The sequence below is a fragment of the Pseudomonas sp. R4-15 genome (genome assembly GCF_055768815.1).
Window position 1 is genome coordinate 1,475,200 of record NZ_CM147293.1, and the last position, 13,803, is coordinate 1,489,002.

The 13,803-nt window shown below is 68.0% G+C and carries 12 protein-coding genes; 1 reads left to right on the forward strand and 11 read right to left on the reverse strand.

Annotated features, from left to right (window positions below):
- Positions 1-114 precede the first annotated feature (114 nt).
- Complete coding sequence (locus ACYRGX_RS06905) at positions 115-1,884, reverse strand: SulP family inorganic anion transporter (RefSeq protein WP_473055870.1); 1,770 nt, start codon at positions 1,882-1,884, stop codon at positions 115-117.
- A 173-nt stretch (positions 1,885-2,057) separates the two neighbouring features.
- Between ACYRGX_RS06905 and ACYRGX_RS06910 the strand changes: the two genes are divergently transcribed.
- On the forward strand, positions 2,058-3,071 hold the full coding sequence (locus tag ACYRGX_RS06910; RefSeq protein WP_473055871.1) for a GlxA family transcriptional regulator: 1,014 nt from the start codon (positions 2,058-2,060) through the stop codon (positions 3,069-3,071).
- A gap of 889 nt (positions 3,072-3,960) precedes the next feature.
- Here ACYRGX_RS06910 and ACYRGX_RS06915 read toward each other — a convergent pair.
- The 10 genes from ACYRGX_RS06915 to ACYRGX_RS06960 form a co-directional block, all read right to left on the reverse strand.
- Positions 3,961-4,887: an ABC transporter permease gene (locus tag ACYRGX_RS06915; protein ID WP_473055872.1), complete on the reverse strand. Its 927-nt coding sequence runs from the start codon at positions 4,885-4,887 to the stop codon at positions 3,961-3,963.
- A gap of 3 nt (positions 4,888-4,890) precedes the next feature.
- Positions 4,891-5,982 (reverse strand): ABC transporter permease, encoded by a 1,092-nt coding sequence (locus tag ACYRGX_RS06920; protein WP_473055873.1) that lies wholly within the window; start codon positions 5,980-5,982, stop codon positions 4,891-4,893.
- Positions 5,983-5,994: 12 nt separating this feature from the next.
- Positions 5,995-7,530 carry an ABC transporter ATP-binding protein gene (locus ACYRGX_RS06925; protein ID WP_473055874.1) on the reverse strand — a complete coding sequence of 512 codons (1,536 nt, stop codon included), beginning with the start codon at positions 7,528-7,530 and terminating at the stop codon, positions 5,995-5,997.
- Between the two features lie 191 nt (positions 7,531-7,721).
- The gene (locus ACYRGX_RS06930; RefSeq protein ID WP_473055875.1) at positions 7,722-8,186 is read right to left on the reverse strand and encodes a nucleoside deaminase; all 465 of its coding nucleotides are present in this window, start codon (positions 8,184-8,186) and stop codon (positions 7,722-7,724) included.
- Positions 8,187-8,196: 10 nt separating this feature from the next.
- Positions 8,197-9,012 carry an ABC transporter permease gene (locus tag ACYRGX_RS06935; protein ID WP_473055876.1) on the reverse strand — a complete coding sequence of 272 codons (816 nt, stop codon included), beginning with the start codon at positions 9,010-9,012 and terminating at the stop codon, positions 8,197-8,199.
- Entirely contained in the window at positions 8,957-9,751 is a 795-nt protein-coding gene (locus ACYRGX_RS06940) for an ABC transporter ATP-binding protein (protein ID WP_473055877.1), read from the reverse strand. Before ACYRGX_RS06940 ends, ACYRGX_RS06935 begins: the two co-directional genes overlap by 56 nt.
- Positions 9,748-10,734 carry an ABC transporter substrate-binding protein gene (locus ACYRGX_RS06945; protein WP_473055878.1) on the reverse strand — a complete coding sequence of 329 codons (987 nt, stop codon included), beginning with the start codon at positions 10,732-10,734 and terminating at the stop codon, positions 9,748-9,750. The genes ACYRGX_RS06940 and ACYRGX_RS06945 overlap by 4 nt, the downstream gene beginning before the upstream one ends.
- Positions 10,735-10,785: 51 nt before the next feature.
- Positions 10,786-11,520: an alpha/beta fold hydrolase gene (locus tag ACYRGX_RS06950; RefSeq protein ID WP_473055879.1), complete on the reverse strand. Its 735-nt coding sequence runs from the start codon at positions 11,518-11,520 to the stop codon at positions 10,786-10,788.
- Complete coding sequence (locus ACYRGX_RS06955; RefSeq protein WP_473055880.1) at positions 11,520-12,491, reverse strand: isopenicillin N synthase family dioxygenase; 972 nt, start codon at positions 12,489-12,491, stop codon at positions 11,520-11,522. Before ACYRGX_RS06955 ends, ACYRGX_RS06950 begins: the two co-directional genes overlap by 1 nt.
- A gap of 196 nt (positions 12,492-12,687) precedes the next feature.
- On the reverse strand, positions 12,688-13,632 hold the full coding sequence (locus tag ACYRGX_RS06960; RefSeq protein WP_473055881.1) for a LysR family transcriptional regulator: 945 nt from the start codon (positions 13,630-13,632) through the stop codon (positions 12,688-12,690).
- Positions 13,633-13,803: the final 171 nt, after the last annotated feature.

Below are 13,803 nucleotides of genomic sequence, written 5' to 3' on the forward strand. Positions count from 1 at the left end.
TTTTGTCGCGGCCGGCGAGGCAAGACAAAAGGACGTCGCCCAGGAGGGCGAAACCGGGAGTCTCGGAGGACACCGAGAATAGTCCTTTGGCGCCGAAGGCCCAGTGCACCTGCTCTAATCCTGCGGCTGCACCTGCGCCGCCGCCGCGCCCCGACACTCCCGGAACAGCCGCACCGGGCAGTCCCGGCAGATCGCCGGGTCCAGCCGCGGGTAGATTTCCCGCAGTGCCTGGTCCTTCGAGGCGAACAGGTGATCCTCGCCCAGCCCTCGCAGCAGGCCGGTGCGGGCGAACATCTCCATCACCCGGCTGCGCGGACGGTGGAAGTAGACATCGCCGCCGACGGCACGGCGTTCGCGGATTTCCTGGTGCCAGAGGTCGCAGCCGGCGAGGTCGACGAAGTTCATGCTCTTGACCATGAACAGCGCGTGCTTCTGTCCGGGGTTTTCTTCGCGGAAGCGCTGCAGGTGATCGCCGACGTGCTGCGCTGCACCGAAGAAGATCGAGCCCTCGATGCGCACCAACTTGAGTTGCGGACACTCCTGCGGATGGGGCGGCGGCAGTTCCTCGACGGGCGTGAAACGGCGTTGCTCATCATGCGGGGAGGGCAGCAGCACGCGCACCGCCGGATGCGCGGTGCGGTACAGGTAGGCGACCAGCGAGACCAGGGTGCCGAGCAGAACCGCGCGGTCCAGCGGCAGCGCCAGGGTCGCGGCGAAGGTCACACCGGCCACCAACGTTTCGGTGCGACTGCTGGCCAGCACGTGACGCCAGCGCACGCGATCCACCAGGCCCCAGGCCACCAGCAGCAGGGTCGCGGCGATCGCCGCCAGCGGGATCTGTGCGATCAGGCGGCCGCCGAAGGCCACCAGCAGCACCAGAAGGCCGGCGGCGAAGACCGCCGCCAGCGGCGTGCGGGCGCCGGCTTCGTAGTTGGGCAGCGAACGGTTCAGCGAGCCGCAGGAGACGTAGCAGGAGAACATCCCGCCGATGGCATTGGACAGGCCCTGGCCGAAGAACTCGCGGTTCACGTCCAGGCGCTGGCCGGCGTGTTGCGCCATTGCCTTGCTGATCGACAGGGATTGGCCGAGCGCCACCAGGGTCAGCGCCACGGCGATCGAGGACAGGTCGCCGAGGTCCGCCAGGCTCACCTGCGGCCAGTGGAACGGCGGCAGCGCGGAGGGAATCGCGCCGACCCGGGCGATCTGCGCATCGCCCAGCCAGGCATCGGCACCCAGCGCCGCCAGGTAGCCGACCAGCAGCCCGAGCAGCATCACCGGCCAGCGGGGTCGCAGGCGGCGCAAGAGCAGGGTCGCCGCCAGGGTCAGGACGCCCACGCCGAAGACCGCGAGGTTGACCTCGCTGGGGTGAGCCAGCGCGTGGGGCAGCAGCAGGTAGGCCGAGGTGTCGCGGCTGACGTCGAGGCCGAGCAGGTCGCGCAGCGAGTAGAGGGCGATCAGCAGCGCCGCGCCGGAGGTGAAGCCGAGCAGCACCGACGGCGAGACGAAGTTCGCCAGCGCGCCCAGGCGCAGGCCGCCGACCAGCAGTTGCAGCAGGCCGACCATGATGGTCACCGCCAGCGCCAGGTCGATGTAGTGCGGCGAGGCGGCCGCCGCCAGTGGCGTCAGTGCGGCGAACAGGGCTAGCGAATTGGCGTTGGTCGGGCCACTTATCACGTGCCGGCTGGAGCCGGCCAGGGCGGCGATCAGGCACGGCAGCACCGCGCCGTAGACGCCGTATTGCGGCGGCAGCCCGGCGAGCGTAGCGAAGGCCACGCCCTGCGGCAGGGCGAGGATTGCGCCGAGCAGACCGGCGGTGAGGTCATGCCCCAGGCTCCCGCGATTGACCTCGGGCAGCCAGGGGAACAGGGCGGTCAGTCTCGACATGAACGAGGAGGACAAGGGGGCGCTGCCGTCAGCTGTGCACGGACGCACAGTGTGCCGGTGTCGGCTGGTGAGCGAAAGCCCGCTGGCGCGCCGGGCCATGCCGAGGTCGCAGGTATGGGGTGACCGTCCGCCGGTGAGCGGGCATCATCGCGCGAATGGATCGTGGAGGTGGCGTGGACGAACGCAGGCATTTCAGTGGCGGGCTGGAAGGGCGCAATCTGCGCAGCCTGGGCTCGCGGACCGAGGGTGAGACGCGGCGCGTCGGCTTCGTCTTGCTCGAGCATTTCTCCCTGGCGACCTTCACCGGCGCGGTGGACGTGTTGGTCACCGCCAACCTGCTCGCCGGCCGCGAGCTCTATCGCGCGTGCAGCCTGGCGTTGGCCGAGGGCGAGGTGTTGAGCGACCTGGGCATCCTCATCAAACCCGACACTCCGCTTTCGCCAACGGCGCTCGCCGATCTCGACCTGCTGCTGGTCTGCGGTGGCCTGAGAACGCCGCTGCGCCCGCAGCCGTTGCTGCGGCGCCTGCTGCTCGAGGCCGAGCGCCGTAGCCTGCCGCTGGGCGGGCTGTGGAACGGTGCCTGGTTTCTCGCCCAGGCCGGGCTGCTCGGCGGCCGCCGTTGCAGCATCCATCCGGAGAACCGCGCCGCGCTGGTCGAGGCCAGCCCGGCCAGTCAGGTGGTTGGTGAGAGCTTCGTCGCCGACGCGGGCCGGTTGACTGCGGCCAGTCCCAACGGTGCGGCCCAACTGATGCTGCAAGAGGTGCGTGAGCGCCATGGCGAGGCCCTGGCCCGCGGCATCGAGGAAATCCTCGCGTTCGAGGGGCTGCGTTTTCGCCGGGTCGGCGCTGGGCACGCCAAGGCGCGCCTGAGCGAATCGCTGCGGCGCGCTGTGGAGCTGATGGAGAACAACCTGGAAGAGCCGCTGGAACTGGACCAACTGGCCGACTACGTGGGCCTGTCGCGACGCCAGCTGGACCGTCTGTTCCAGCGCGAGCTGGCGACCTCCCAGCATCGCTACTACCTGGAGCTGCGCATCACCGAAGCGCGCCGGCTGCTGCAGCATTCGGCGCTGTCGATCACCGAGGTGGCACTGGCCTGCGGCTTCGCCTCCAGTCATCACTTCAGCCGCTGTTACCGCGACTACTTCGGCCACCCGCCGTCGCGGGAAGTGCGGCTGGCGCCGTAGCAGGGGCGAGCCCAGGGGGCTTGAGCTGTGGCTTTTGAGCCAAAGGCTCCCTGCCATCGGCACAGGTGTTTGCGGTTTTGTGCTTGGGGATGGGAGCGTGGCGCTTTCCTCGGTTGGGACGACAGATTTCGCCTTGCACGGCGAGTCACTTTCTCTTGTTTCGCCAAGAGAAAGTGACCAAAGAGAAGGCGACCCCAGCATCCGGCCCCAACCGCTGCGCGGTTGGGGTTCCCTCGCTCCGGCGCTGCTCCGGGGGCCGGCCTGTACGGTCCATCCCTGGACCGCACAGGCCTCTCGCCGCCGTCCTGGCGGCTCACTCCCCTGCGCAACGCCTCCACTCGGCCTGCTGAAGGGGCCCCGGGTGCAGGCCTCGTCATCGGTGGTCGCGTTGCCCTGGCTTGGCCTCGGCCCCGACCCGGTAGGATGGGTCGGGCCGCGTAGGTGGAGGAGCGTAGCGACGATACCCATCGTGGCGGCGCGATGGGTATCGCTGCGCTCAACCCATCCTACTTAGTTACTCGGACTTCCAGACGGCGCCGAAGCGCCCCGTTGGTCCGGGTGAACGGAGTCGTCGCGTAGCAGGTTGAGCCGCCTGGATGGCGGCGAAAGGCGTATAGGGCCAGGGATGGCCCGTATACGCCGGGCCGGATCGCCGGGGCAATGGTTTTGCGCCCTTTTGCCGCGGCCGGCGAGGCGAAACAAAAGGGCGTCGCCCAGGAGGGCGAAACCGGGAAATTCGGTTAATGGCCGAAAATCGTATTTTGGCACCGAAGGCCTTGGGCACTGGAGACGCGGAGCGTCTCGGGAGGCGCTCCCACGCAGGAGCGTGGGAGCGATCAGAGAGTCTGCCGGTCCTCACCCGCCCCACGAGGCTGGCTGAGGAGGGCCGTCAGTGCCCCGCCTTCCAGGGCTTGCCGAGGGATACCGGGGCGTACAGGCGGGTCTTCACCGCGTCGCGGGAGAGGATCACCAGCACCAGGATGGTCGCCACGTACGGCAGCATCGCCAGCAGGTTGCCGGGGATCGCCAGGCCCAGGCCCTGGGCGACCAGGTGGAAGATGCTGGCGAGGCCGAACAGCCAGGCGCCGAGCAGCACGCGGAACACCCGCCAGCTGGCGAACACCACCAGGGCGAGGGCGATCCAGCCGCGTCCGGCGGTCATGTTTTCGGCCCACAGCGGGGTGTAGGCCAGCGACATGTAGCCACCGGCGAGGCCGGTCATGGCGCCGCCGAACATCACCGCCAGGGTGCGCACGCGCAGCACTGGCAGGCCCATGGCGCTGGCCGCGTCGGGGTTCTCGCCGACGGCCTGGACGATCAGGCCGACGCGGCTCTTGAGCATCACCCAGGCGATCGCCGCGAACAGCGCGAAGGACAGGTACACCAGCAGGTCCTGGCCGAACAGCATGCGGCCGATCAGCGGGATATCCGAGAGGTAGGGGAGGTTCACCGGCTCGAAGCCGGCCAGCGGCTTGCCGACCCAACCGGCGCCGACGAACGACGACAGGCCGACGCCGAAGATGGTCAGCGCCAGCCCCGTGGCGACCTGGTTGGCGGTCAGCCCAAGGGCGACGAAGGCGAACAGCAGCGACAGCGCTACGCCGGCCAGGCAGGCGAACAGCACGCCGAGCCAGAGGCTGCCGCTGGCGGTGGCGACGATGAAGCCGATTACCGCGCCGAACAGCATCATGCCTTCCTGGCCGAGGTTGAGCACACCACTCTTCTCGCAGACCAGTTCGCCGAGGGCGACCAGCAGCAGCGGCGTGCCGGTGCGCACCATGGCGTAGAAGATGTTGGTCAACAGATCGATGTCCATGGATCAGGCCTCGGGCAGCGCGCGCGACCGCGCGAAGGGGCGTGCCAGGCGCACGCGGTAGAGAATCAGCACATCGCAGGCGAGCAGGAAGAACAGCACCATGCCCTGGAACAGCTGGGTGATCGACATCGGCAGGTTGGCCGCCATCTGCGCGTTCTCGCCGCCCAGGTAGAGCAGCGCCATGAGCAGGCCGGCGAAGAGGATGCCGATGGGGTTGAGACGGCCGAGGAAGGCCACGGTGATCGCCGCGTAGCCGTAGCCCGGCGAGACCTGCGGCACCAGTTGGCCGATGGGCCCGGTGACTTCGCCGACCCCGGCCAGGCCCGCCAGGCCGCCGCTGATCAGTAGCACCAGCCAGACCAGGCGCTTCTCGCGGAAACCGACGAAACCGGCGGCGCGCTTGTCCAGGCCCATCACCCGCACCTGGAAGCCGACGAAGCTCTTCTGCAGCAGCACCCAGACCGCCACCAGCGCCAGCAGCGCGAAGTACAGCGAGATGGAGACCCGGTCGCCCTCGATGATCGATGGCAGCAGGCTGGCGTCACCGAACATCGCCGACTGCGGGAAGTTGAAGCCTTCCGGGTCTTTCAGCGGCCCATGCACGCAGAACAGCAGCAGGTTCAGCGCGATGTAGTTGAGCATGATGGTGGTGAGGATTTCGTTGGCGTTGAAGTGAGTGCGCAGCCAGGCGGCCAGACCGCCCCAAGCGGCACCGGCGAGGGTGCCCAGCAGGAGAATCCAGACCAGCGCCCAGCGGCTCTCCCAGTCGATGATGTGCACCGCCAGCGCGCTGCCGGCCAGGGCGCCGATGAGCAACTGTCCCTCGGCGCCGATGTTCCAGATGCGCGCCTGGTAGGCGACCGCCAGGCCGAATGCGCAGAGCAGGATGGGGATCGCCTTCACCAGCAGCTCGGAGAGGCCGTAGAAGTCGCTGATCGGATCGATCAACAGGACCTTGAAGGTGCCCAGCGGTTCGTTACCGAGCAGGGCGAAGAGGATCGCGCCGCTGATCAGCGTCAGCAGGCCGGCGAACAGCGGGGACAGCCAAAGCATCAGGCGCGATTGCTGGCCGCGGGGTTCCAGGGATAGCAGCATGTGGGCTTCTCGTCAGGCGGCGTCGGGGAACTGGCCGGCCATCCAGCGGCCGACCTCCACGGGGTTGCAGTCGGCGGTCGGACACAGCGGCGAGAGTTGTCCCTCGCAGAGCGCGCCGACGCGGTCGCAGATCTGGAACAGCTCGTCCAGATCCTCGGAAATCACCAGGATCGACGCACCGGCGTCGCGCAGGGCGATCAGCGCGCGGTGGATCACCGCGGCGGCGCCGACGTCCACGCCCCAGGTCGGGTGCGCGGCGACCAGCAGCTTGGGCTGCTGGAGGATCTCGCGACCGAGGATGAACTTCTGCAGGTTGCCGCCGGACAGGCTGCGTGCGGCGGTATGTGCGTCCGGGGTCTTCACCGCGAAGGTTTCGATGATCCGCTCGGCGTAGGCCATCACCTTGTCGTTGCGCACCATGCCGTTGCTCACCAGGCCCTGGCCGAAGCCGCTGAGCAGGGCGTTCTCCGCCAGGCTCATCTCCGGTACCGCGCCGTGCCCGAGGCGTTCGGCGGGGACGAAGGCCAGCCCCTGCGCGCGGCGGGCGTCAGGATAGAGATTGGCCAGCGGCGCGCCGTCCAGGGTGATGCGCTCGCGTTCGCCGTGGGACAGGCGGGTCTCGCCGGAGAGCAGCGCCAGCAGTTCGTCCTGGCCGTTGCCGGCGACCCCGGCGATGCCGACGATCTCGCCGCGCTTCACTTCCAGGCGCAGGTGCTCGAAGGAGCAGCCGAAGGGATCGGCGTTATGCCAGGAGAGGTCGTCCACGCGCAGGCGCACCTGGCCGCCCTCGACCTTGGGATAGCTGGCTTCCAGCCCCTCGGCGGCGCCGACCATCAGTTGCGCCAGTTCCAGGTCGCTGCGTTCGGCCGGAATGCAGTGCCCGGACACTTTGCCGCCGCGCAGCACGGTGGCGTTCTGGCAGAGTGCGCGCACCTCATTGAGCTTATGGCTGATGAACAGGATCGAGCAGCCCTCGTCGGCCAGCCGGCGCAAGGTGACGAAGAGTTCGTCGGCTTCCTGCGGGGTCAGCACCGAGGTCGGCTCGTCGAGGATCAGCAGCTTGATGTCCTGCATCAGGCAACGCACGATCTCCACGCGCTGGCGCTCGCCGATGGACAGGCTGTGCACCAGGCGGCCCGGGTCCAGCGGCATGCCGTAGCGCTGCGACACCTCGCGGATGCGCGGCTCCAGTTGGTGTGGCGTACCGGCGGTGCGGCCCAGCGCCAGGGCGATGTTCTCGGCCACGCTCAGCGTCTCGAACAGCGAGAAGTGCTGGAACACCATGCCGATGCCCAGGTCGCGAGCCTGGGCCGGATCGCGCATCTTCAGCGCCTGGCCTTCCCAGATGATCTCGCCCTCGTCCGGCTGGACGACGCCGTAGATGATCTTCATCAGGGTGCTCTTGCCGGCGCCGTTCTCACCGAGCAGCGCATGGATTTCTCCGCGCTCGATGGTCAGCTCGACGCGGTCATTGGCGACCGTGCCGGGATAGCGTTTGGTGATGCCGCGCAGCAGGAGGCGCGGTTGCACAGAGGGAGCAGCAGGCATGGCGGATGAGGCCCTGGTTGCGGGAACGTCCTGGTAAAGCAAAAAGTTGGCCAGGCGGTCAGTTTTTTATGGAAATGGCGGCGTTGCGGCATTTCGCCACTCTTGAATGCAAGACGCCCGCCCGGGAGATGCCCCGGGCGGGCGCAAGGGTAGCACCCACAGCGAGCGGGGTGCTTCATCCTGGTGCAGTGTTACCAGACGCCCTCGTGCAACGCGGCGCCTTCGTCTTCCAGTAGCGGGCCGACCACCTCGACCTTGCGCTGTCCGGCGTCGAATACCACCCGGCAGGGCAGGTCGAGGGTCGGGTTTTCCGGATGGTTGCCGGTGATCTCCTTCAGGCGTCGCTCCGACAGTCCGTAGACCACCCGCCCCAGGCCCGCCCAGTAGGCGGCGCCGGCGCACATCGCGCAGGGTTCGGCGGAGGTGTACATGCTGCAGCCGGCGAGGAACTCGGGGCTGTAGGTGGTGCTGGCGCGGGTCATCAGCACGCGCTCGGCGTGGCCGGTCATGTCATGGTCGGGCATGTAGCCGTTGCCCTGTTCCATCAGGACGTCGCCGTCGGGGCCGACCAGGATGGCGCCAAACGGGTGGGTTCCGGCCTCGTGCGCCCGGCGGGCGACCTCGAAGCTCTTGCGCAGCAGGCTTTCGTCGTTCATGGCAGTTCTTCTAGTGGGATTTCTTCGGCAGGCTCCAGGCGAAGCACAGGCGTTGCACCAGACCCACGGCCTGGAACAGCACCAGGCTGATCAGCACCAGCATCGCCAGTGCGGCGAAGGCCTGGGGCACCTGGAACAGTGAGGTGGAGAAGTTGATGAAGTAGCCCAGGCCTTGCTCCGCGGCGACGAACTCGGCGACCACCGCACCGATCACCGCCAGGGTGATGGAAATGCGCAGGGCCGAGAAAATATGCGGAATGGCGTAGGGCAGGCGGATGTTGCGGTACTCGCGGCTGCGACTGGCACCGAGCACCTGGGACAGCTCGATCAGCTCGGGTGGGGTGGCCACCAGGCCGGTGAAGGTGGACACCACGATGGGGAAGAACGCGATCAGGAAGGTGATGAACACCCGCGGCGCGTCGCCGGCGCCGAGCACCACGACGATGATCGGCGCCACCGCGACGATCGGCGTGGACTGCACGATCACCAGCAGCGGGTAGAGCGTGCGCGACAGGGCGCGCGAGCTGGACAGGGCGATCGCCAGCGGAATGCCGATGAGGATCGACAAGCCGTAGCCGAGCAGGCTGACCCGCAGCGTGGCGAAGATGTGCCCGGCCCAGATGCCGGCATCGAGCTTGACTGCCGCGGCGACGATGGCGCTGGGCGAGGGCAGCACGAACGAGGGAATCGCCAGTAGCCGGCAGGCCAGCTCCCAGATCAGCAGCAGGCCGACCAGCGCGGAGAGCGGCGCGAGCACCGCGCCGAGACGATTAGAGACCGACGACACGGGAGAAGACCTGGCGGCGGATGTGGTTGGCGAGCTCATGGAAGCGGGGCTCCGTCAGGGTTTGCAGCGAGCGCGGACGTGGCAGGTCGACGTCGATGATCTCCCTGACCCGGCCGGGGCGCGCCGACATCACCAGGATGCGGTCGGCCAGCAGCAGGGCTTCGGGAATGGAGTGGGTGATGAACAGCACGGTCTTGGGGCGCTGCGTCCAGATGTTCAGCAACTCCAGGCTCATCTCGTCGCGGGTCAGCGCATCGAGGGCGGAGAAGGGTTCGTCCATCAGCAGGATGTCCGGATCGTGCAGCAGCGCGCGGGCGATCGCCGCGCGTTGCTGCATGCCACCGGAGAGCTCGTCCGGGCGCTTGTTGGCGAAGTCGGCGAGGCCAACCATCGCCAGCAGTTCCTCGGCGCGCTCGCGTTCGGCCGGGGTCACCCGGCCGTACTTGTGCTTCATCGGGAAGGTCACGTTGTCGCGAATCGACAGCCAGGGCAGCAGGGTCGGCTTCTGGAACACGATGCCGATTTCCTCGCGCGGCCCATCCACCGCGCGGCCGTAGATCTCCACCTGACCCGAGGTCGGCTTGACCAGTCCGGCGAGCACCCGCAGCAGGGTGCTCTTGCCGCAGCCAGAGGGGCCGATCACCGCGATGAACTCGTGCCGGCCGATGGCGAAGTCGACGTCCTGCAGGGCGACGACCTCGCTACCGTCGGAGGCCGGGAAGACCTGGCCTACCTGGCGGAACTGGATGCTGGGGCGGTTCTCTACGGCGTCGCTCATTTCACGAAGCGCTCGTCGACCACGCTGGCCGGATCGATGGCGTCCATCGGCAGTTCCTGGGCGTGGGCGACCCATTCCCAGGTAGCTTGCAGCAGGGTCGGACTGAAGTGCCCGCTACCGGCCTGCTCGGTGGTGGGGTTGTCGATCAGCGGGATGGAAGCCTTGTACTGTGCCTCGGCCTGGGCGACGTCGACTTCCGGCACCATGGCCTTGAGCGCGGCAGCGGCAGCGGCCGGATCGGCGACGGCCATCGCCTCGGCCTTGCGGTAGGCGGTGACGAAGCGCTGGGTGACGTCCGGGTGGGCGTCGACGTATTTCTGCGAGGCGACCAGCGACAGGCCATAGCCTTCGAAGCCGGAGTTCGACCAGGGGATGACCTTGAGCGTCTTGCCGGCTTCGGCCAGCGCCTTCTCGAAGCCGGGGGCGACGGTCAGCCAGTTCAGCGTGGCCTCGACCTTGCCCGTGGCGAGCATCGCCGACAGCGCGCCCGGATCGACCTTGAGCAGCTTGACGCTGTCCGGATCGATGCCGTTCTTGCGCAGCACCAGCGGCCAGGTGACGTTGGAGGCGGAGAAGGTGGGCGTGGCGACCTGCTTGCCGACCAGGTCCTGCAGGCTGTTGATGCCACTGTCGCTGGTGGTGAACACCGCGTCCGGCTGGCGGGTGTAGATCGGCGCCAGGGCGATCACCGGTACCGGGCCCTGGGCGCGCGCCTGCATCACCGAGGGCAGGCCGGCGCTGCCGAAGTCGGCGCTGGCGGTGGCGAGCTTGGTGACCACGTCGGAGCCGCCGCGGGCGCTGGAGATTTCCACCTCGATCCCGGCATCGGCGAACAGACCCTTCTGCACGCCCAGGTAGATGGCGGCCTTGTCGCCGGCGGGCAGCCAGTCATTGAGCCAGCGCACCTTGTCGGCGGCCTGGCTGGTGGCGGCGGCGAGCAGGCCGGCGGCCAGCAGTGCAGTTTTCAGCGGGGAGAATTTCATCGAGCGACGACTCCTGTGTCGAATGCAGCGAGGTTCATGCAAGAAATGGGTTCAGTGTTGCGCGTAAAAACTCAAAAGGCCGTCCAGCAGCGCTTGCGGGGCGGCCAGTTGCGGGACATGCCCGCAATCCAGGGAAAGGCGATGTGCGCCAGGCACCAGGGCCTGCATGCGGCGCTGCGCGGCGAGGGTCACCGAACGGTCGGCGCGGGCTTCGACGTACAGGCGCGGCAGTCGGCCCAGGCGTTCGGCGCTCCATTGCACGACGGTGTCGCGGCCGCCATCGGGTTGCGTCACCAGGCGCCGCGCGGCGGCCCAGGCGGGCTCGTCGGCGACGTCGTGGAGAAAGATCTCGCGGGCAGCCTGCGGCGGTACGCGCGAGGCGCCGGGAAGAATCTCCAGGTACGGCCCGATGCCGGCCACGTCCTCGCCCTCGGCGGCCAGTTGCGCGCAGAGTTCGGCGAAGCCCAGGCCACTGGGCAGCATCATGCCAGCGATGTAGGTGACGCTGGCGATGCGCTCGGCGGCGCTCTCGGCCAGGTCGCTGGCGATCATCCCGCCGCCGGAGTGGGCGATCAGGTGGACCGGCCCGTCGAGGGTTTCGAGCAAGGCCAGCAGGTGCTGCCGGTAACAGGCCAGGTCCACCGCGGCGGCCGGCAGTTCGCCGCGATTGCCCGGCAGATCGACCGCGTGTACCGCGTAGCCGGCGGCGCGCAGGCCCGGCAGCAACGGTTCCCAGACCCAGCTCCCGGCCCAGGCGCCATGGATGAGGATGAGATGCTCGGGCATCAGGCGTAGGTCCTGCGGTACATCTCGCGCAGGTGCTCCTCGACGGTAACCGTGGGGTAGCGCGCAGGCTCGTCGGAGCCGGGCAGGCACTCGACTACGTGGTCGGGGTTGCCGCTGTAGAAGAACGGAATGGAGTAGCGTTCGCCACCACTGGTGTTGACCACCCGGTGCAGGGTCGAGCGGTAGCGATCGTTGGTCCAGCGGGCGATCATGTCGCCGAGATTGACCACGTAGCTGCCGGGAATCGGCGTCGCCGCCAGCCATTCAGCGGAGCTTTCGTCCCACACCTGCAGGCCGCCGTTGTCGTCCTGCAGCAGCAGGGTCAGGCCGCCGAAGTCGGTGTGCGCGCCGCAGCCTTTTTCGCCGGGCTGCGGGTTGGCCGGCTGCGGAGGATAGTGCAGCAGGCGCAGGGTGGTCAGCGGCTCGCGGCAGTAGTCGGCGAAGAAGTCCTGGGGCAGTTTCAGCGACAGCGCCAGCAGGCCCATCAGGCGCTCGGCCAGGGCGCTCACCTCGTCCAGATAACGCAGCATCACCGTGGGGAACTGCGGGCATTCGGCGGGCCACTGGTTGGCGCCATGGTTGAAGCGTCCGGCTTTCACCGCCGGATGCTCGGCATCCAGTTCCGGGCCTATGTAGAAGCCTTCCTTGACGTCCGGCGGGGTGCCGCTCTCCAGTACTTGCCCGCGCAGCGGCTCGTAGCCGCGGTTGGCCGGCGAGTGACGCTTGTCCACCGCCGCCTTGGCACTCTCGGGCAGGGCGAAGAAGGCCGCCGCCTGGGCGAAGACCTCCTGCTGCAGGGCCGCATCGATGCCATGCCCGGTGACGTAGAAGAACCCCTTGTCGCGACAGGCGCGGTGCAGGGTTTCGGCCAGTTCGTCAAGGCGTTCGGGATCGCCGCTGGCGAGCGTGGAAATGTCCACCACCGGCAGATTTACGGTGTCCACGGCGCGGGCGGAAAGGGTCTTGGGCATGGGTTGGCTCCATCGTGACCGGCGCAGTATCGATGGGGGCGCTGTACTCACCAAGAACAGATTTTAGACCGCGCTGATGCCGAATCGGCATCAGTGGGAGATCGTGCACCAGCCTGAAACAGACCGGATTTCCATGCCTTCTTTGAGTGCGATTTCTGTCGCTGCGAAGGGCCGGATGGGAGTGAGGGGGGACGGCTTAGTGCGCCAGCAACTCCACCCTTTCGGCCTCCTCCAGATGCGCGATTTCCTCGCTGAGCGCGCGTACGAAGGCATCCACCGCCACGGGCAGATAACGTCCGGCGCGTACGTAGACGCCGAGGTCGCTGTAGATGGCGCCATTGTCCGATAGCGGGATGTGCAACAGTTCACCCTGACGCAGATCGGCCTCGATGCCGATGCGCGTCTGGAACGCGACGCCCAGCCCGCGTCGCGCGAGCTGGCGCGACAGCTCCACCGAGCTGGACTCGATGATCGGCCGCAGGCGCTGGCGATGGCGTGCCTGGAAGGGCGCCAACAGGTGATGGATCGACAGGTCGCTCTTGGCCAGGATCAGGGTGTGCTCCGAGCAGGTGGCGAAACTCACCTCGCGGCGCGCGGCCAACGGATGGTCGGGGCGCACGATGGCGCCGAGGCGAAAATGGCCGACCGCCAGTTGGTTGAGCTCCGCGTTGCGTGGCAGCGCGAACGCCAGGCCGATGTCGGCGGCGCCGCTGACCACCGCCTCGGGAATCGCCTGCGAGCCCAGCGTGGTGATGCCGACTGTGACCCTGGGGTAGCGCTCGCGCATGCGCACCAGCAGGTTGGGCAGGAAGTCCACCGTGACGCCTTCCACGGTGGCGATTTCCACGTGACCGGTGCGCAGTCCCTGCATGGCGTCGAGTTCCGAGCGTGCGCGCTCGGCATCCTGCAACACCAGGCGCACGTGACGCGCCAGCACCTCGCCAGCGGAGGTCAGTTGCAGGCCGCCGGGCAGGCGGTCGAAGAGCGGCATACCGAGCTCGTCCTCGAGTTTGAGAATCTGTCGGTTGACCGCCGAGGAAGCGACGTTGAGCTGGCGCGCCGCCTCGCGGATGGAGCGGCAGCGGCAGACCATGTCGAAATAGTTGATGCCGGGTGCGTGGATGCGTAGCGGGCGACTCATGGGTGGATTCTCCTGACGACGGCACGCCGCGGGAAGCCGCCAAGCGCTTGGGTTACGGAATCTTTCACACAGACTTATCCACAGAAAAGCCGTGGCGTGTTGCCATTACTTCGAGCGCCCGGAGGGCCTGGCCGGTTTTGCCATCTACAGCGGTCAGTCTACGCAAGTACT